The organism is Aestuariivirga sp. (assembly GCF_020252395.1).
GTDB lineage: Bacteria > Pseudomonadota > Alphaproteobacteria > Rhizobiales > Aestuariivirgaceae > Aestuariivirga.
This window is the reverse complement of sequence record NZ_JADCDB010000006.1, coordinates 25,252-43,084: the sequence shown is the minus strand read 5'-3', so window position 1 is coordinate 43,084 and position 17,833 is coordinate 25,252. Positions and strand designations below refer to the sequence as shown.

At 65.1% G+C, this 17,833-nt stretch carries 15 protein-coding genes, 1 tRNA gene and 1 pseudogene; 14 read left to right on the top strand and 3 right to left on the bottom strand.

The annotated features are described in order from the left end of the window. Positions 1–34 precede the first annotated feature (34 nt). The 4 genes from IOC82_RS04835 to IOC82_RS04820 are packed head-to-tail and all read left to right on the top strand — an operon-like array spanning position 35 to position 4,115. Entirely contained in the window at positions 35–628 is a 594-nt protein-coding gene (locus IOC82_RS04835) for a shikimate kinase (protein WP_290545047.1), read from the top strand. Then, complete coding sequence (gene aroB / locus IOC82_RS04830; protein WP_290545046.1) at positions 621–1,757, top strand: 3-dehydroquinate synthase; 1,137 nt, start codon at positions 621–623, stop codon at positions 1,755–1,757. The genes IOC82_RS04835 and aroB overlap by 8 nt, the downstream gene beginning before the upstream one ends. Further along, positions 1,754–3,040, top strand: coding sequence for a CNNM domain-containing protein (locus IOC82_RS04825; protein ID WP_290545045.1), 1,287 nt, complete (start codon positions 1,754–1,756; stop codon positions 3,038–3,040). Before aroB ends, IOC82_RS04825 begins: the two co-directional genes overlap by 4 nt. Beyond that, positions 3,027–4,115 (top strand): NAD(P)/FAD-dependent oxidoreductase, encoded by a 1,089-nt coding sequence (locus IOC82_RS04820; RefSeq protein ID WP_366935646.1) that lies wholly within the window; start codon positions 3,027–3,029, stop codon positions 4,113–4,115. The genes IOC82_RS04825 and IOC82_RS04820 overlap by 14 nt, the downstream gene beginning before the upstream one ends. Here IOC82_RS04820 and IOC82_RS04815 read toward each other — a convergent pair. After that, positions 4,097–4,378: a BolA family transcriptional regulator gene (locus tag IOC82_RS04815; protein WP_290545044.1), complete on the bottom strand. Its 282-nt coding sequence runs from the start codon at positions 4,376–4,378 to the stop codon at positions 4,097–4,099. The genes IOC82_RS04820 and IOC82_RS04815 overlap by 19 nt on opposite strands. Before the next feature lie 62 nt (positions 4,379–4,440). Here IOC82_RS04815 and IOC82_RS04810 point away from each other — a divergent pair, with 62 nt between their 5' ends. The 3 genes from IOC82_RS04810 to cobT all read left to right on the top strand — a co-directional run bounded on the left by IOC82_RS04810 (position 4,441) and on the right by cobT (position 8,009). Next, complete coding sequence (locus IOC82_RS04810; protein ID WP_290545043.1) at positions 4,441–5,043, top strand: J domain-containing protein; 603 nt, start codon at positions 4,441–4,443, stop codon at positions 5,041–5,043. Positions 5,044–5,122: 79 nt separating this feature from the next. Further along, positions 5,123–6,112, top strand: a complete 990-nt coding sequence (gene cobS / locus IOC82_RS04805; protein ID WP_290545042.1) for a cobaltochelatase subunit CobS — start codon at positions 5,123–5,125, stop codon at positions 6,110–6,112. A gap of 10 nt (positions 6,113–6,122) precedes the next feature. After that, positions 6,123–8,009, top strand: coding sequence for a cobaltochelatase subunit CobT (cobT, locus tag IOC82_RS04800; RefSeq protein WP_290545041.1), 1,887 nt, complete (start codon positions 6,123–6,125; stop codon positions 8,007–8,009). Positions 8,010–8,014: 5 nt separating this feature from the next. On the opposite strand, the gene IOC82_RS04795 is transcribed toward cobT, so the two are convergent. Both IOC82_RS04795 and rpmB read right to left on the bottom strand, forming a co-directional pair. Next, the gene (locus IOC82_RS04795) at positions 8,015–8,656 is read right to left on the bottom strand and encodes a DapH/DapD/GlmU-related protein (protein ID WP_290545040.1); all 642 of its coding nucleotides are present in this window, start codon (positions 8,654–8,656) and stop codon (positions 8,015–8,017) included. Between the two features lie 67 nt (positions 8,657–8,723). Further along, positions 8,724–9,020: a 50S ribosomal protein L28 gene (gene rpmB, locus IOC82_RS04790; protein WP_290545039.1), complete on the bottom strand. Its 297-nt coding sequence runs from the start codon at positions 9,018–9,020 to the stop codon at positions 8,724–8,726. 665 nt (positions 9,021–9,685) lie between these two features. Here rpmB and IOC82_RS04785 point away from each other — a divergent pair. The 7 genes and pseudogenes from IOC82_RS04785 (at position 9,686) to ppk2 (ending at position 17,769) form a co-directional block, all read left to right on the top strand. Continuing rightward, positions 9,686–12,760, top strand: a complete 3,075-nt coding sequence (locus IOC82_RS04785; protein ID WP_290545038.1) for a helicase-related protein — start codon at positions 9,686–9,688, stop codon at positions 12,758–12,760. After that, positions 12,747–13,010 (top strand): annotated as a pseudogene (locus IOC82_RS04780) (RNA-binding S4 domain-containing protein); the annotation flags it as partial. The gene IOC82_RS04785 and the pseudogene IOC82_RS04780, both read left to right, overlap by 14 nt. Before the next feature lie 117 nt (positions 13,011–13,127). Continuing rightward, on the top strand, positions 13,128–13,466 hold the full coding sequence (gene fdxA, locus IOC82_RS04775; protein WP_290545037.1) for a ferredoxin FdxA: 339 nt from the start codon (positions 13,128–13,130) through the stop codon (positions 13,464–13,466). 424 nt (positions 13,467–13,890) lie between these two features. Continuing rightward, positions 13,891–14,808 (top strand): CarD family transcriptional regulator, encoded by a 918-nt coding sequence (locus IOC82_RS04770; RefSeq protein ID WP_290545036.1) that lies wholly within the window; start codon positions 13,891–13,893, stop codon positions 14,806–14,808. A gap of 105 nt (positions 14,809–14,913) precedes the next feature. Then, positions 14,914–14,990, top strand: a tRNA-Arg gene (locus IOC82_RS04765). 250 nt (positions 14,991–15,240) lie between these two features. Beyond that, the gene (locus tag IOC82_RS04760) at positions 15,241–16,839 is read left to right on the top strand and encodes a CYTH and CHAD domain-containing protein (RefSeq protein WP_290545035.1); all 1,599 of its coding nucleotides are present in this window, start codon (positions 15,241–15,243) and stop codon (positions 16,837–16,839) included. 24 nt (positions 16,840–16,863) lie between these two features. Further along, positions 16,864–17,769 carry a polyphosphate kinase 2 gene (ppk2, locus tag IOC82_RS04755; protein ID WP_290545034.1) on the top strand — a complete coding sequence of 302 codons (906 nt, stop codon included), beginning with the start codon at positions 16,864–16,866 and terminating at the stop codon, positions 17,767–17,769. Positions 17,770–17,833: the final 64 nt, after the last annotated feature.

Genomic DNA, 17,833 nt, shown 5'->3' with positions numbered 1-17,833 from the left:
GCACGATAGAACCGGCCGGAATTGAGGAAACCTGATGGCGCGCCGTTCGATTGCAAAGGAGGCCGAATTGGTCCGGCAGTGGCTTGGGCAGCGCCCCATCGTGCTCGTCGGGCTGATGGGCGCCGGCAAGACGAGCGTGGGACGGAGGCTCGCCGAAAAGCTTGGCATTCCCTTCGTCGACGCCGACCAGGAGATCGAGGCGGCGGCGGGAAAATCCATCAAGGACATCTTCGCCGACCATGGCGAGCCCTATTTCCGCGAGGGCGAGCGCCGTGTTATCCAGCGCCTCATCGGAAATGGCGCGCAGGTGCTGGCAACGGGCGGCGGCGCCTACATGAACGACGAGACGCGCCAGCGCATTCGGGAGAGCGGCATTTCGGTCTGGCTCAGAGCGACGCTGCCTATTCTGATGAAGCGGGTGCTGAAGCGGCAGGACCGGCCGCTCCTGCAGAACGAGGACCCCGAGGCGGTGATGCGCGGGCTGATCGACAAGCGATACCCGGTCTATGCGCTGGCGGACGTGACGGTCGAAAGCCGCGACGTGCAGCACGGGCAGATGGTGAATGACGTAGTCCGCGCGCTGGCGCAATGGGATGGATGGGACAAGAAGAAGACGGCAGATGAGTGACCTTAACGCCGCCGGGCGGCGCGACACCGTGCCTGTCTCGTTGGGCGACCGCAGCTATGACATCCACATCGGCGAGGGCCTTTTGGCCCGGGCTGGCGAGGTGGTTGCGCCCTTCCTGAAGCGTCCGCTCACCGCCATCGTCACTGACGAGAACGTCGCCGCCGTCCATCTCGCCACACTCGAGCGCGCGCTCGCCGGCAAGGGCATCCGCTCCACCGCCATCGTCATGCCGCCGGGCGAGAAGACCAAGAGCTACCAGCATTTGGCCGAACTCTGCGACAAGCTGCTGGCGGCCGGCATCGAGCGGCGCGACCGCATCATCGCCTTCGGCGGCGGCGTCATCGGCGACCTTGCGGGCTTCGCGGCGGCGATCCTGCGCAGGGGCGTGGATTTCATCCAGATCCCCACGACGCTATTGTCGCAAGTGGACTCATCCGTCGGCGGCAAGACCGGCATCAACTCGCCCCATGGCAAGAACCTGATCGGCGCCTTCCACCAGCCGCTCGCCGTCATCGCCGATATCGCGCTGCTCGACACGCTGAACAAGCGTGAACTGGCGGCGGGCTATGCGGAAGTGGCGAAATACGGCCTGCTGGGCGATCCGGACTTCTTCGAATGGCTCGAGGGCGCCGCCCCCGCCATCATGCGCGGCGATTCCCAGGCGCGCATCCAAGCCATCCGCAGGTCCTGCGAGGCGAAAGCCCGGATCGTCGCGGAAGACGAACACGAGACGGGTGTGCGGGCGCTCCTCAACCTCGGCCACACCTTCGGCCACGCGCTCGAATCCGCCACCGGCTATTCGCAGCGCCTGCTGCATGGCGAGGGCGTGTCGATCGGCATGGTGCAGGCCTTCCGCTTCTCCGAACGCCAGAAGCTCTGCCCGCCCGGCACGGCGGAGCGCGTGGCCAAGCACCTGAGGTCCGCCGGCCTTCCGGTGCATGCCTCGCAAATCCCCGGCGAGCTTCCGCCGCCGGCAACGCTGGTGGAGATCATGCGGCAGGACAAGAAGGCCCAGGGCGGCAAGCTCACCTTCATCCTGGCGCGCGGCATCGGCGAAGCCTTCGTCGCGAAGGACGTCAGCGAGCATGATGTCCTGAACTTCCTGACGGAGGACCTCCGCCAGCGATGAGCCCCGACCCCGAAGTAACCAGCGCCGCGATCCTCGCCCTGCTCTTCCTTTCCGCCTTCGCGGCCGCCGGGCGCGCCAGCCTGTGGAACGCCTCGCGCACCAGGCTCGGCGAGTTGCAGAAGCGCGGCTTTCACGGGGCCGGAACCGCCCTGCGCCTGCTGGCCGACGAAGACCGCACCATGGGCGCGCTGGCACTCGCCAAGCTGCTGGCCGTGGCATTGGCCGGCGGCCTTGCCGCCCTCCAGCTGTTCCACGATCTGGCCCCGCTGCAGGCGGGCCTCGCCGCCATTGCGCTGGTCTTCTCTTATGCCTTGTTTGGCCTCGTGCTGCCGGACGCCTATGCCACACGCCGCGCCGACCGGGTGGCCGTTATCCTGTCCGGGCCGGCGCGGCTGCTGGTCGCCGTTCTGGGCCCGGTCGCGGCAGCGCTGGAGGAACTGGCGCGCGGCATCCTCACGCTCACCGGCAACAGCGGTGTTGATGAGACCCACACCATGCACGAGGAGCTGCGCGAGGCCATCGACCTTCACGTGAAAGACGGCACCGTGGTGAAGAACGACCGCGACATGCTCTCCGGCATACTCGCCATGCAGGACCTCGAAGTGGCTGACATCATGGTCCACCGCACCAAGATGACCATGCTCGACATCGAGGAGGACCCGAAGGACATCGTCAACACCGTGCTGAAGAGCGGCCACACGCGCATTCCTGTGTGGAAGGACAACCCCGACAACATCATCGGCGTGCTGCATGCGAAGAATCTTTTCGCGGCGCTGCAGAAACACAATGGCGATGCGGCCAAGATCGACATCGAGGATATCCTGCTGCCGCCGTGGTTCGTGCCCGATACGCGGGCAATCCCCGACCAGCTCAATGCCTTCCTCAAGCGCAAGAGCCACTTCGCCATCGTCGTCGACGAATATGGCGAGGTGCAGGGCCTTGTGACACTCGAGGATATCATCGAGGAGATCGTCGGCGACATCAAGGACGAGCACGATGCGGTGGCCTCGGGCGTCCGCCCCAAGCCCGACGGCTCGTATCTGGTCGATGGTTCCGTGGCGATCCGCGACCTCAACCGCGCCTTCGACTGGGAGCTGCCCGACGAGGAAGCCAACACCATCGCCGGCCTCGTCATCCACGAGGCGCGCATGATCCCCGACGTGGGCCAGGCCTTCGTCTTCCACGGCTTCCGCTTCGAAATCCTGAAGAAGCGCCACCACCAGATCACGGCGCTCAGAATGAGCCCGGTGAAGCGGGAGGGCAGCGACGCTGAGACAGGTTGACCTCGTCATCGTCGGCGCCAGTTTCGCGGGGCTCCTTTGCGCAAGGACCGCCGCTCTGCGAGGTTTGCGCACCCTCGTCATTGAGGCCAAGGACGAGCCGGGCGCCCGCATTCACACCACGGGCATCCTCGTCAAGGAGGCGGCTGACGAAGTGGACACGCCGCCGCGGTTCTCACGCACCATTCATGGCGTGCGTCTCTATGCGCCGTCGCTGCGCTACATCGATCTTGCCTCGCGCGACTATTATTTTCTCACCACCGATACTGCAGGGCTCATCAGGTGGTTCGCCGACGAGGCACGCCGCGCCGGGGCGGAGGTTATCTGTGGCCGGAAGTTCGAGGCAGCCAATCGCGTGGAAGGCGGCTTCGAACTGCCGCAGTTCGATGTGCAGGCCCGCTACATCATCGGTGCTGATGGCGCCCGTTCGACGGTGGCACGGCTGTTCAAGCTGGGCCGCAATGAGCGATTCCTGACCGGACTCGAGATCGAATACGAAAGCTTGCCGCAGGCGGACCCGGACCTTCTGCACTGCTTCCTCGACACCAGGCTGGCGCATGGCTACCTGGCGTGGGTGGCGCCGGCGCCGGGCTTTTTCCAGGCGGGCCTCGCCACCAATGACAAGGTGAAGCCGGACCTCAAGGCCTTTCTGGCGCACACGGAACATCTGTTCGGGTTCTCGCAGGCCGCGGTGAAGGAACGCCGCTCCGGCCTCATTCCCTGCGGTGGCCCCGTGACGCCTCTCGCCGCGCCGGGCGTCATGCTGATTGGCGATGCCGCCGGTCATGTCTCGCCCTTGACCGGCGGCGGCATAAGGTTGGCCTTCCGCTATGGCCGGCGCGCCGGGCAGCTGGTGGCCGATCACCTTCTGCGAAATGGCCCACCGCCTGAGACGGTCATTGCGCGCGAGCTTCCGTCATTCGGCAAGAAACTGGCGCTGCGCGCCGTGATGGATGCCGGACCGCCCAATTGGCTTTATGACCTGATCATCGGAACATCGGCGATGCGATGGTTCGCGCGCAAAGTCTATTTCCACCACCGCAATCCGCAACCCCAATCTCAGGGCGCCGAGGATTGAATCGCCAGCGCGTGCACGCGCTCCTTCAGTTCGTCCGCCAGCGCGGCATTGACCATGCGGTGCTGTTCGACGCGCGACTTGGCTCTGAAGGCCTCCGCCACGATGACCACCCGGAAGTGGCTTTCCCCATCGGACCTTGAGCCGGAGTGGCCGGCATGGTGGTGGGACTCGTCGATCACCTCAAGCGCTGAAGGCGCGAAACTGTTCCTGAGCTTCTTGGTGATTCTTTGGCCGACGGGGCCGAGATTGGCGTTCAGTGTCATTCTGTCTCTATCCACCGGCTAGCGCTTGCTTGCGCGGGCCTCTATCACCATAATCGGAGTCGATGAAGCTCGATTCAAAATACTTCGACAAGATCCGCGTGAAGCCTTCGGCCGACAAGAAGAAGGCGGCCGAGACCATTCCCCAGTGTGACTGGCCGGATTGCCCGCGCCCCGCACGCCACAAGGCGCCGATGGGCCGCGGCCACGAGGGCAAGTTCTATAACTACTGCACCGAGCATGTGCAGGAGTACAACAAATCCTACAATTATTTCTCCGGCATGAAGGACGACGAGATGCAGGAGTTCCAGAAGAACGCCCGCCTCGGCGAGCGTCCGACCTGGAAACTGGGCCAGAATGCCACCCCCAATGCGTCCAGCGTGCGCCGCCGCGGCGCCCAGATGCGCGCCGGCCCCTTCGGCCTCAACGGGACTGGAAAGCAGCCCGGCCGCCATCCCTCCGGCCGCGCCCTGCGCTCGACGGAACTCAAGGCCCTGCAAACGCTGAATCTGGACGACAGCGCCACGCCGGAGCAGGTGAAGACCCAGTACAAGACTCTGGTGAAGCGGCTCCACCCCGACGCCAATGGCGGCAGCCGCGCCAACGAGGACACGCTGAAGGCGGTGATCCAGGCCTATGACCACCTGCGTTCAAGTGGATTCTGCTAAGCGGCGCAAAGCCTTGCCCGGCAGAGCCTGACCGTCTAAAACCCGTCCGCGTAACCCCGGAACATAAAGATTTCCTGACATGATTGCGAAGGCCCCTGCAGAGGCAAATGGCATGCCCGACGCCAAGGCGTCGGTGAAGCAGCTTTTCGGCTTCGACACGAATATGGAAGTTCCCGCCTATTCCAGGGCCTCGGAACATGTTCCGGACCTCGACCCGGACTACCTCTTCAACCGCGAGACAACGCTCGCCATCCTCGCGGGCTTCGCCTTCAACCGCCGCGTTATGGTGACGGGCTATCACGGCACCGGCAAGTCGACTCATATCGAGCAGGTGGCCGCCCGCCTCAAATGGCCCTGCATCCGCATCAACCTCGACAGCCACATCTCCCGCATCGACCTCATCGGCAAGGATGCGATCGTGCTGCAGGAGGGAAAGCAGGTCACCGAGTTCCGCGAAGGCATCCTGCCCTGGGCCTACCAGCACAATGTGGCCCTCGTGTTCGACGAATATGACGCCGGCCGCCCGGACGTGATGTTCGTGATCCAGCGCATTCTCGAAAGCTCGGGCAAGCTAACGCTTCTCGACCAGTCGCGCGTCATCCGTCCGCACGCCGCCTTCCGGCTCTTCGCCACGGCCAACACCATCGGCCTGGGCGACACCACCGGCCTCTATCACGGCACGCAGCAGATCAACCAGGCGCAGATGGACCGCTGGTCGATCATCACCGCGCTCAACTACTTGCCCCATGCGCAGGAGGTGGGCATCGTGGCGGCAAAGTCGAAGCACTTCGACACCGAGAAGGGCCGAAAGACCATCTCCAACATGGTGCGCGTGGCGGACCTGACCCGCAACGCCTTCATGCAGGGCGATCTCTCGACCGTCATGAGCCCACGCACGGTGATTACCTGGGCGCAGAACGCCGAGATATTCGGCGATGTGGGTTTCGCCTTCCGCGTTACCTTCCTCAACAAGTGCGACGAGCTGGAGCGCAGCGTGGTGGCCGAGTTCTACCAGCGCTGCTTCGGCGAGGAACTGCCGGAATCCTCCGCCCACATCGCCATCGCCTGAGGTCCTTCAGGTGGCGAAGGAGAAGGACACACCTTCGAACGAGTTCAAGCGCGTCCTCACCGTCGCGATGAAGACCATTGCCGAGGACCCGGAGCTTTCCGTGGCCTTCGGCAACGAGGCGCCGTCGCTCGCCGGCAACCGCGCCAAGCTGCCGCAGGTGGCGAATGAGCTGAAGGCCTCCGACATCGCCATCGTGCGCGGCCTGTCCGACAGTTTCGCGCTCCGCCTCGCCAACCACAACGACAAGGTCCACGCCCGCTACCAGCCGCAGGGCAAGAATGCGCGCGCCGTGTTTGAGGCCGTCGAGCAGGCCCGCATCGAGGCGCTGGGCGCCAACGCCATGCAGGGCATGAAGACCAACCTCGCGGCCATGCTGGACGACCGCTACCGCAAGAAAGACGCCGCCCGCTACACCGACCGCAAGGATGCGCCGCTCGACGAGGCCGTGGCCCTGCTGGTGCGAGAGAAGCTGACGGGCGAAGCGCCGCCCGAAGGCGCCCGCACCATGGTCGATCTGTGGCGGCCGTGGATCGAGGACAAGGCGCACGAGCAGCTTTCGCAGCTGATGGAGAACGTCCACGACCAGGCGGCCTTCGCCCGCATGTCGCGCGACATCATCGCCGCCCTCGACATGGGCGAAGAGCTGGGCGAGGACCCCGACCAATCGGACGAGAACGACGAGTCGAACGAGCCGGACGAGGATTCCGGCGAGCGCCAAGAGACGCCTGACAGCGAAGAGCAGGACAGCTCCCAGCAGTCCATGGAGGAGATGCAGGACGCCGAAGGCGAATCCGAAGCCGCCGAAATGGACGCCCAGCAGATCGACGTCGAAGACCATGCGGAAGACCGGGACGGCGAGGAAGAGCAAGAGGGCGAAGAGCCGTGGAAGCCGCAGCTTCCCTTCTCCTCGCTCTCCAACGAGGATTTCTACAGTGTCTTCACCAACCAGTTCGACGAGGTGATCGCGGCCGAGGACCTGTGCGACGCCGAGGAGCTGACGAGGCTTCGCAACTATCTCGACAAGCAGCTCTCGAACCTTCAGGGCGTCGTGGCGCGTCTTGCCAACCGCCTGCAGCGCCGCCTCATGGCGCAGCAGAACCGCTCCTGGGACTTCGACCTCGAGGAAGGCGTGCTGGATGCCTCGCGCCTGATGCGCGTCATCATCGACCCCATGCACCCGCTCTCCTTCAAGGAGGAGCAGGACACCGAATTCCGCGACACGGTGGTGAGCCTGCTGCTCGACAATTCGGGCTCGATGCGCGGCCGCCCCATCACGGTGGCCGCCACCTGCGCCGACATCCTCGCCCGCACGCTGGAGCGCTGCGGCGTGAAAGTGGAGATCCTGGGCTTCACCACGCGTGCGTGGAAGGGCGGTCAGGCACGCGAGAAGTGGCTCGCCTCCAACAAGCCGGCAAACCCCGGCCGCCTCAACGACCTCCGGCACATCATCTACAAGCCGGCCGACACGCCGTGGCGCCGGGCACGCAAGAGCCTCGGGCTGATGATGCGCGAGGGGCTGCTGAAGGAAAACATCGACGGCGAGGCGCTGATCTGGGCACATAACCGCCTGCTGGCGCGGCGCGAGCAGCGCCGAATCCTGATGGTGATCTCGGACGGTGCGCCAGTCGATGATTCAACTCTGTCGGTGAACTCCGGCAACTACCTCGAAAAGCATCTCCGCCAGGTGATCCACGACATCGAGCAGCGCTCGCCGGTGGAACTCATCGCCATCGGAATCGGCCATGACGTGACGCGCTATTACAAGCGCGCGGTGACCATCGTGGACGCCGAGGAACTGGGCGGCGCGATGACCGAGAAGCTGGCCGAGCTGTTCTCCGAAAACGCCAGGCCCAAGGCCATCGCCAAGCCGGCTCCGAAGAAGCGGGCGAGGGCTTGAGAGCCCTACTCATATTTCGCGAGAAAATCCTCCACCGGCAGAGCCCGCATGTCCTCCACCACCTTGCCCAGCCGCTCATGCGCCCAGTCCCACCAAGCAAGCCGTTGGATGCGCGCGGCAACTTCCGGCGCAAATCTCCACTTTAGGAAGCGCGCCGGCACGCCGCCCACGATGGCATAGGGCGCCACGTCCTTCTTCACCACGGCGCCTGCGGCAACCACCGCGCCGTGGCCGATGGTGGCGCCCGGCAGGATGATGGCGCCATGGCCGATCCACACGTCATGGCCGATCACCACGCTCTTGGCGATGCGCTGTTCGCGGAACGCCTTGTCGAGCTTGGCATGGGCGAAATACTCATTGGGCCGATAGGTGATCTTGTGCTGGCTGATGCGCTCCATCGGGTGGTTCAGCGCATTAAGGCGCACCTGCGCGGCAATGGCGCAGAACCTTCCGATCTCGCTGTAGATCGCCTCCGAGTCCCGCTCTATGTAGGAATAGTCGCCAAGCGTCGAATCGAAGAAGTGCACGCGCTCCTTCAACTCGGTGAAGCGCCCCAGCCTGGCGTTGCGGGTGACGGCCGAACCGTGGATGCGCGGGGACCCGTCGCGCGGGCCGTTGCCGCGGTTGCTTACTTTCTCTTCGCTCATGGCCTGACCCATAAAGCAAAAGCCGCTCCGGTTGGAGCGGCTTTCGCAATCCCGGCGGATCGGAAGATCAGGCGGCCTTGGCGGCGTCCAGCTTCTTGGAAATGGAACGTTTAAGGCGCAGCGCCTTCTCCGAGAGCGTGGCGCTGTCGGCCTTCAGCAGGAAGGCATCTAGGCCGCCGGCATGCTCCACCGATTTCAGCGCGATGGCCGAGATGCGCAGACGATAGGTCAGGCCCATTGCATCGCTCATCAGGCTCACGTCGCACAGGTTCGGCATGAAGCGGGTCTTGGTCTTGTTGTTTGCATGGCTGACCTTGTTGCCAACCAGCGCGTTCTTTCCCGTCAACTCACAACGGCGGGCCATGGGCTTAACTCCAACACAGAAATTACCGCCGGTCGGCACGGTGCCCCAGTTCGGATGACGGGTCTATAGTGTGAGCGGCGCGCGGGGTCAAGCTGGAAGGCAGGGTTCCTTAGTGGGCCCTTCTGATGCACCCTTGCAGGTCTCAGGAAACGCGATGTCCCAATCTGGCACAGTATGGTTAACGCCGCCGCCGCCCATCCATCCGCAGCGCGCAAGATTCTCCCGGGCTCTTGTAGGCTTAAGCCACACCGGCCACAACATCTTGCGAGAACAAAGAGCGAAAATCTGCCCTCGAGCGATTCGGGCGCGATCCGTTCCGGGGATGGTCCACTCCGTTAAGAACGGCGGGGCGCCACTCCCGGAGCGCGCCGGAATTCGTCAACCATGGCGAGCGGGGGTTTAAGACTCGCGGGTCCATCCCCGCCGCCGATTGCCGGGGCATATGCCCAATTACATCAAACACCGCCTTGCGAAACCCCTGCAAATCCAGCACAAGCATTTGAGAACAAACTTGGAAAATCCAGGCGGTAACGATTCGGGCCGGGTTCGTTCGGGTTTGAATCCATTGTTTAACGGGGTGTTTCAGAACGGAGCAATAGTCCTTGACCGTAGGGGACCCGCGCCCCAAGTCTGAGGCTCAGGAAAGTCCGGTGAAGCCGCCTTAGATGCCCTCCCAGAAACCCGTCACTGCCGTGCTTGGCCCAACCAACACCGGCAAGACCCACCTTGCGGTGGAGCGCATGCTGGGGCACGGCGGCGGCATGATCGGCCTGCCGCTCCGCCTCCTCGCGCGCGAAATTTTCGACAAGGTGCGGGCACGTGCCGGCGATGCCGCCGTGGCGCTGGTCACCGGCGAAGAGAAGATCATCCCCGCCGCCGCGCGCTACTGGATCTGCACCGTCGAGGCCATGCCGAGCGATGTGGATGTGCCCTTCCTCGCCATCGACGAGGTGCAGCTCTGTGCCGATTTCGAGCGCGGCCATATCTTCACGGACCGGGTGCTCGACCGCCGCGGACGCGACGAGACGATGCTGCTGGGCGCCGCCACCATGCGCCCGCTGCTCGAGCGCCTGCTGCCCGGCGCCAGCTTCGTCGCGCGCCCGCGCTTCTCGCAGCTGCTCTATGCGGGCCAGAAGAAGATCACCCGCCTGCCGCGCCGCTCCGCCATTGTCGCCTTCTCAGCTGACATGGTCTATGCGACAGCCGAGCTGATCCGCCGCCAGCGCGGCGGCGCCGCCGTCGTTCTGGGCGCGCTCAGCCCACGCACCCGCAATGCGCAGGTGGCGCTCTATCAATCCGGCGACGTTGACTACATCGTCGCCACCGATGCCATTGGCATGGGCCTCAACATGGATGTGGACCATGTGGCCTTTGCCTCGACGCGCAAGTTCGACGGCTTCCAGTACCGCCATCTCAACCCCTCCGAACTGGGGCAAGTGGCCGGCCGTGCCGGCCGCTATATGAATGACGGCACCTTCGGCGTCACGGGCGAGGCCGACCCTTTCGAGCAGGAGGTGGTGGAGCGCCTCGAGTCCCATAACTTCGATGCTGTGCGCATGCTGCAGTGGCGCAACCGCGATCTCGACTTCGGCTCGCTCGAACGCCTCCGGCAGTCGCTGAATCTGCTGCCGCAAGCCCAGGGCCTCACCCGCGCCCAGCCCAATGCCGATCTCCTCGCGCTCGAAGCCCTCGCCCGCGACCCCGCGACGCGCGACCTCGCCAGGTCGAAGAAGGACGTGGAGCGGCTGTGGGAGGTCTGCCAGATCCCCGATTACCGAAACATATCGAACTCCGAGCATGCCTCGATCGTCTCGAAGATCTACCAGTATCTCCAGACGGGGGATGGCTTCATCGACGAAGACTGGTTTGTGCGGCAGCTGAAGTTCTGCGAGAACACGGCGGGCGACCTCGACACGCTGTCGAACCGCATCAGCCACATCCGCACGTGGACTTTCGTGGCCAACCGTCCGGATTGGCTCAAGGCGCCTCTCTATTGGCAATCCTACGCGAGAGAGATAGAGGACAAGCTGTCGGATGCCTTGCATGAGCGGCTGACAAAGCGTTTTATCGACCGCCGTACCAGCGTGCTGATGAAGCGCCTGGCCCAGAAGGAAGAATTGATGTCGACTGTTGAAGAAGATGGCGCCATCCACGTCGAGGGCGAGTATATTGGCAGGATCAAGGGTTTCCTGTTCGTGCCCGATGGCGCGACCGAAGGGGCGGAAGCCCGCGCCCTCAAGGCCGCCGCCATGTCCGCCGTCGCCACCGAGATCGCGGCCCGCGCCAAGGCCGTCGCCGCCTCAGCCGATACCGACCTGAAGCTCATCCGCGATGGCCAGATCATCTGGAACCACGCGCCCGTCGGCAAGCTCGAACCGGGCGCCGCGCTGCTGAAGCCGCGCGCCGCCGTCGTCGCCGGCGACCAGCTCTCGGGCTCCGCGCGTGAGGAGGTGCAGGCGCGCCTCCAGAAATTCACCGATCGCCATATTGCCACGGTGCTCGAGCCGCTCGTCAAGCTCGAGGAGGGTGAGGGCCTCGAAGGCATCTCGCGTGGGCTGGCCTATCGCCTTGTCGAGACCCTCGGCGTTCTCCCGCGTGACACCGTGGCCGAGGAAGTAAAGGGCCTGAGTCAGGACGACCGCGCCAAGCTGCGGGCCCTCGGTGCCCGCTTCGGCGCCTTCAACGTCTATGTGCCGGCACTCCTGAAGCCTGCGCCCACCGAGGTCCGCCTGTTGCTCTGGGCGCTCGGCCTGCAGAAGGAAGGCAAGCTCGAGCTCGCCGCACTTCCGCAACCGCCGGGCCAGGGCCTCACCTCGGCGAGCTTCGACCGGTCGACGCCCAAGGGCTTCTACCGTGTGTGCGGCTATCGCATCTGCGGCTCGCGCGTCGTCCGCATCGACATGCTGGAGCGCCTGGCGGACGTGATCCGCGAGCGCGTGTTCTGGCGCCCGCGCTTCCCCGGGGAGACCCGCCCCTCGGGTTCCGTCGAGGGAGGCGGCTTCACCGTGGTGCCGGACATGATGTCGCTCGTCGGCTGCTCCGGCGAAGACTTCCTCGGCATTCTGCGCAGCCTTGACTACCGCATGCAGAAGAAGATGGTGAAGCGCCCCGTGGCCGCTGCCGTTGCTGCAACCGCCGCTGTTGCCGCCACCTCGGAGACGCCGGCGGATGTTGCCCTCAGCGCGACGCCCGTCTCTGCTGAGCCGGTAACGCCGGAGCATGCAGAACCGTTGGCGCAGCCCATCGCATCGGCCGAAATTCCGGACAACGCTCTCGAGTCTGACGCCATCCCCGGCACCCCGGCAGTGGAGGGCGAGGCCCAGCCCGTGCCGGACGCGGGGACCGAAGCCGCCCCCGATGCCGCCATGGAAGAGGTAGAGGCCGAAATCTGGTGGCCGCGGGACACCGGCCCTTTCCGGCACCGGCCGGAGCGCCAGCAGCACAACCGCCGCCCGCACCGCGGCCCAGCCAAGCCTGCCGAAGGCGCTGAGAAGCCCGCGGGCGAGCAGAAGCCGCGCGAGGAACGCCCCCACCGTCACCACGGCAAGGGCAGCAAGCCGCGCGAGGACCGCGCGGAAGGCCTGGAAGCGCGTCAAGAGGGCCGTCAGGACCGGAAGCCCCGCCGGGAGGACCGCAAGCCGGAGGTCCAGGAGCGGAAACCCCGCCCGGAGAAGCCGGTGGACCCCGATTCGCCCTTTGCGGTGCTGGGTGCGCTGAAGGCCAAGCTTGCCGGCAAGTGACAAGCAGCAGGCGCGCCAGCGCCTCGACAAGTGGCTGTGGTTCGCCCGGGTGGTGAAGACGCGGGAGGCCGCAGCCAGCTTGGTCGAGTCGGGCCACGTCCGCCTCAACGGCCAGAAGACGCTGAAGCCCGGCCATGGGGTGAAGCCCGGCAACGTTCTGACCATCGTGCTCAATTCCAGGGTGCGCGTTCTGCGCGTCGCGGGGCTGGCCGAGCGGCGCGGACCCGCCGAAGCGGCCCGCCTGCTCTACCGCGAGCCGGGCCACCTATCAGGCATGTCCGCTCCGGATGAGGAAACGCCGCAAAATTTGGTGCAAGCACAGCCGGAAATTGCTAGAAAACGTTCGGAATAAAGAACGGTTGAGCCTATGACCTATATCGTCACCGACAACTGCATCAAATGCAAGTATATGGATTGCGTCGAAGTTTGCCCCGTGGACTGCTTCTACGAGGGCGAGAACATGCTCGTCATCCACCCGGACGAATGCATCGATTGCGGCGTCTGCGAGCCGGAGTGCCCTGCCGAGGCGATCAAGCCCGATACCGAGCCCGGCCTCGAAGCCTGGCTGAAGCTCAACACCGAATATGCGGCCCAGTGGCCCAACATCACCACCAAGCGGGAAGCTCCGGCGGACGCCAAGGAGTTCGACGGGGTGGAGGGGAAGCTCGATAAGTATTTCTCCCCCAATCCCGGCGAGGGCGGCTGAGCCCTTCTTGAATGCCCCTTCCGATGCCTTGGGCGCAGGCCCGGCATGCGCGGTGCCTGGCCGTTAACCGTTTTCCTCAAGATTCCTCCGTATGCCGCGCAAGATTCTGCCGTACACGGACGTCTGCCTCTTTAAAAATACTTAAACTTGTGATATTTAAGCCATCATGAGTGTGTAATTCGACTTGGATGCAGGAAACCGGGCCAGGGGCTTGGGTTTTCTTATGCGAGTGCCGGCAATCCACAGACAGCGAACGGGGCCTGAGGGCACCCTTCGGGTGGGAGAGCGGACAGGCACCGGTTATGGGAACTGGACGAAGAGGCAAGTTGCGCTGCCCGCAAGGACCGCGCGGCATGTGCCACCGTTCGCCGCCAACGGACCGCATACTCGATAACAAAATTGGGCAAAGGGCGAAGGACGAGACATGACGAAGAGCAAAACGAAGGCAGCAGCCCCCAAGAAGCCTGCCGCCAAGGCCAAGACCAAGCCGGTCCCCAAGAAGGCTTCGAAGCCGGCTGCAACCGCCAAGAAGCCCACCGCCCACGCCAAGGCCGTGAAGCCCGCCGCCAAGCCTGTGGCCAAACCCGCTGCCGTGAAGCCCGCCGCCAAGGCACCGGCCAAGCCGGCTGCGGCCGTGAAGCCTGCTGCTGCGGCGAAGCCCGCGCCGGAGGCCAGGAGGCCCGCCAAGGCGGCTGCCCCCGCGGCTCCGGCCAAGTCCGCAGCACCCCAGGCTGCCCCGGCTCCAGCCCACAAGCCGGCCGCCGCCCCGGTGGTGGCCACCCCGGTGGCCCGCAAGCTGGTCTTCAAGGTCAACGAACTGGTGGTCTATCCCGCCCATGGTGTGGGCAAGATCTCGATGATCGAGGAGCAGGAAATTGCCGGCGTGAAGCTCGAGCTCTACATCGTCGAGTTCGCGAAGGAAAAGCTCCGCCTGAAGGTGCCGACCAGCCGTGCCGAACAGAAGGGCATGCGCCGCCTGTCCGACAAGCCGCAGATCGAGGCGGCACTGAAGGTGCTGAGGGGCCGCGCCCGCATCAAGCGCACCATGTGGTCTCGCCGCGCCCAGGAGTACGATGCGAAGATCAACTCGGGCGACATCATGGCCGTAGCCGAGGTGGTGCGCGACCTGTACCGCTCCGAGCGCCAGCCCGAGCAGTCCTATTCCGAACGCCAGCTTTTCGAGCAGGCGCTGGACCGCATGGCCCGCGAAATCGCCGCCGTGAAGAAGATCGATGACGACCAGGCGGTAAAGGAGCTTGAGGAGTTCCTCGCCAGGAACGCCAAGCGCCCTGCCGCTGGAGAAAAGCCCGAAGAGGACGTGGCCACCGACGAGGCCGCCTGATCCATCTTTATCGCGTTCGGAAAGGCCCGGCCAGGCGCCGGGCCTTTTCCATGGCCGCGATGGCTTCCCAAAGCGCCCCCGGACAGGTACAAAGACGTTTGGCGAGGTCCCGTAGCTCAGCTGGATAGAGCATCAGTTTCCTAAACTGAGGGTCGCAGGTTCGAATCCTGCCGGGGCCGCCAGTCGATCGGCCAAAACCGGCTCTATCCGCTGGCCGGGACTGCTCTGCTCGAAGGCCCGTTGCGCTTGAGCATCGTGCGAGCAAGTGGAATCGCTTGCGAAGCGAAAGATGCTCCAGAGTCAAAAGCTGGCGCAACTTTACGCCCTCGAGTGCGGATGCACTCGAAGGCCCGTTGCGCCAGCGTCACACACCCGGCACATATCGGGCGTTGGGACGATGGAAGGGATGCGCATGAGGAAGGGTCAGAGATCATGAGCGTCGAAAAGGCGGAGCAGGCTGCGCCCTCCCCGGCTTCCCCCGATGCGCCGCCCAAGCCCACTCCCACCGAAATCGAGGTCAAGTTCCAGGCAGACCGGCCGGCGTTGGAGCGCGTTCTCGCAGCCCGCCAGTTGCAGGGCGCCGCCCTCGCGCCGGAGCGTGAGCTGCAGTCCATCTATTTTGATACGCCCCGCCGCGACCTGCTACAGGCCGGCCTCACCCTCCGCCTGCGCCGCAAGGGGCGGTCCATCCCGGTGCTCGGCGTCAAGTGGCGGCGCGAGGCCGCCGAAGACCTGTTCGCGCGCGGCGAGGTCGAAATCCGCTCGCCGGACGGCGAAGCGAATATCGAGCTTTTCGAGCCTGCCCTTCGCGACCGGCTGAGAGACGTGCTTGGCGGCCAGCCGCTCGGCCCGGTGTTCAAGACCCATGTGAAGCGGCGCACCGCCATGATCCGCCATGGCCGTTCGGAGATCGAACTCGCGCTCGACGATGGCGCTGTCCTCGCCAATGACCAGAGCCGGCCATTGACCGAGGTTGAGCTGGAGCTGAAGCGCGGCAATGCGGCCGACCTGCTGAGCCTCGCACGTGAACTGGCTCAGGATTGCGGGCTGAGCCTCGCCTTCGAGCCGAAGTCCGGCAAGGGCTACCGGCTTGCCGGGCAGGCTGCGGCGCGCCCGCAAAAGGCAAGGCCCCTGCTGCTTGCGCCGTCGGCCAGCTTCGACGATGTCATCGCGGCGGTGATTGCCGGCTGCCTGACGCATTTCACCGCCAACTGGGCGTCGCTGCGCGACTCGGATGCACCGGAGTCGGTTCACCAACTGCGGGTTGCCCTGCGCCGCCTGCGCAGCGCGCTGGGCATCTTCCGCAAACGCATTGTCCTGCCGGAACTGGAGGACCTCCGCGCCCGGGCACGCAATATTGCCTCGGCCCTCGGGCCGGCGCGCGAGTGCGACGCTTTCCGCCAAAACGCCCTGGCCGGACCGCTTCACGGCCAGCCGAAGCGTCTCGCCGCGGCCGCGCCGCTTCTGGAGGCGGTGGAACGCCGCCGCGTGGAGAACTATGCCGCGGCGCGCCGGACGATCGACGACACCGCGGCCTCGCTTTTTGTCATCGACGTCCAGTCATTCCTCCTGAAGCGCAGCTGGCGCACGGCGCTTGGGCCCCAGGATCTGGGCCTTCTTACCTCGCCAGCACGCGATTTCGCGGGCGAGGTTCTGGACCGCCTCAGGCGGCGGGTGTTGAAGCGCGGCAAGCGCCTGCAGGAGATGCCGGACGGGGAGCGGCACGAGCTGCGCATCGCGCTTAAAAACCTACGCTATGCGGTTGAGTTCTTCGGCCCCCTCTTCGGCGAAGACAAGGAGCAGCAGAATTTCCTGAGCCTGGTGGCAGACCTGCAGGAGGACCTGGGCGCGCACAACGATGCCGCCACGGCAGAAGCCTTCATCGGCACGCTGGAGCTTGCAGCCGATGCCCAGGCGCAGTTTGCGGCGGGTTACCTGCTCGGCTTCTACCGCCACGCCACGCTCGTTGCCGGCACGCATCTGACAGGGAAATGGAAGAATTTCCGCCGCGCCGGCGCCTTCTGGGCGTGAGCGGTCATCTTAGGGAGAGCGCACATGAACTCGCGGCTTCTGGAAGAGGAATACATCCGGCAGGACTGGCTCGACAGCCTCGACGAGGAACTCGAGCAGGAACTCGATGACGGAAGGCTGGATGCGCTGGCCGGCATCGAGGAGGGCGCAAGCGCCGGCCTCGGCCGGCGCTTCTATTACGAGGAACTGTTCCGCCTGCAGCGCGAACTCATCAAGCTGCAGGACTGGGTGGCCACCACCGGCCAGAAGGTCGTGGTCATCTTCGAGGGCCGCGATGCCGCCGGCAAGGGCGGCGTCATCAAGCGCATCACCCAGCGGCTGAACCCGCGCGTCTGCCGCGTCGTCGCCCTCCCCGCGCCCTCCGAGCGCGAGCGCGGCCAATGGTATTTCCAGCGCTACGCGCCGCATCTGCCCGGCAAGGGCGAGATCGTGCTGTTCGACCGCTCCTGGTACAACCGGGCCGGCGTCGAGCGGGTGATGGGCTTCTGCACTGAGGATGACGTTGCCGAGTTCTTCCGCAGCTGCCCCGAGTTCGAGCGGATGCTGGTGCGCTCCGGCATCAAGCTGGTGAAGTACTGGTTCTCGATCACCGACGAGGAGCAGCACAAGCGCTTTCTCATGCGCATCCGCGATCCGCTCAAGCAGTGGAAGCTGAGCCCAATGGACCTGCAGTCGCGCGTGCGCTGGGAGGCCTATACCAAGGCCAAGGAGGCGATGCTGGAAAACACCAACATCCCCGAAGCGCCGTGGTGGGTCGTCGAGGCGGTGGACAAGAAGCGGGCGCGCCTCAATTGCATCGCGCATCTCCTCAGCCAGTTTCCCTATGAGGAGATCGTCAGGCCCGAAGTTGTGCTGCCGGCCCGCGTGCACAACCCGGATTACATACGCGGGCCGATCCCACGGGAGATGTATGTTCCGGCGAAGTATTAATCGAAGCTGATGCGGCGCGGCCGACGGAACTCAAGCTCCGGCGGCGGCATTTCAGTACGGCGCG

What these genes read in the sequence shown, in the direction of transcription:
- IOC82_RS04835 (WP_290545047.1), top strand. Translation starts at nt 35, where the DNA reads ATGGCGCGCCGTTCGATTGCAAAGGAGGCCGAATTGGTCCGGCAGTGG.
- aroB (WP_290545046.1), top strand. Translation starts at nt 621, where the DNA reads ATGAGTGACCTTAACGCCGCCGGGCGGCGCGACACCGTGCCTGTCTCG.
- IOC82_RS04825 (WP_290545045.1), top strand. Translation starts at nt 1,754, where the DNA reads ATGAGCCCCGACCCCGAAGTAACCAGCGCCGCGATCCTCGCCCTGCTC.
- IOC82_RS04815 (WP_290545044.1), bottom strand. Translation starts at nt 4,378, where the DNA reads ATGACACTGAACGCCAATCTCGGCCCCGTCGGCCAAAGAATCACCAAG.
- IOC82_RS04810 (WP_290545043.1), top strand. Translation starts at nt 4,441, where the DNA reads ATGAAGCTCGATTCAAAATACTTCGACAAGATCCGCGTGAAGCCTTCG.
- cobS (WP_290545042.1), top strand. Translation starts at nt 5,123, where the DNA reads ATGATTGCGAAGGCCCCTGCAGAGGCAAATGGCATGCCCGACGCCAAG.
- IOC82_RS04795 (WP_290545040.1), bottom strand. Translation starts at nt 8,656, where the DNA reads ATGAGCGAAGAGAAAGTAAGCAACCGCGGCAACGGCCCGCGCGACGGG.
- rpmB (WP_290545039.1), bottom strand. Translation starts at nt 9,020, where the DNA reads ATGGCCCGCCGTTGTGAGTTGACGGGAAAGAACGCGCTGGTTGGCAAC.
- IOC82_RS04785 (WP_290545038.1), top strand. Translation starts at nt 9,686, where the DNA reads ATGCCCTCCCAGAAACCCGTCACTGCCGTGCTTGGCCCAACCAACACC.
- fdxA (WP_290545037.1), top strand. Translation starts at nt 13,128, where the DNA reads ATGACCTATATCGTCACCGACAACTGCATCAAATGCAAGTATATGGAT.
- IOC82_RS04770 (WP_290545036.1), top strand. Translation starts at nt 13,891, where the DNA reads ATGACGAAGAGCAAAACGAAGGCAGCAGCCCCCAAGAAGCCTGCCGCC.
- IOC82_RS04760 (WP_290545035.1), top strand. Translation starts at nt 15,241, where the DNA reads ATGAGCGTCGAAAAGGCGGAGCAGGCTGCGCCCTCCCCGGCTTCCCCC.
- ppk2 (WP_290545034.1), top strand. Translation starts at nt 16,864, where the DNA reads ATGAACTCGCGGCTTCTGGAAGAGGAATACATCCGGCAGGACTGGCTC.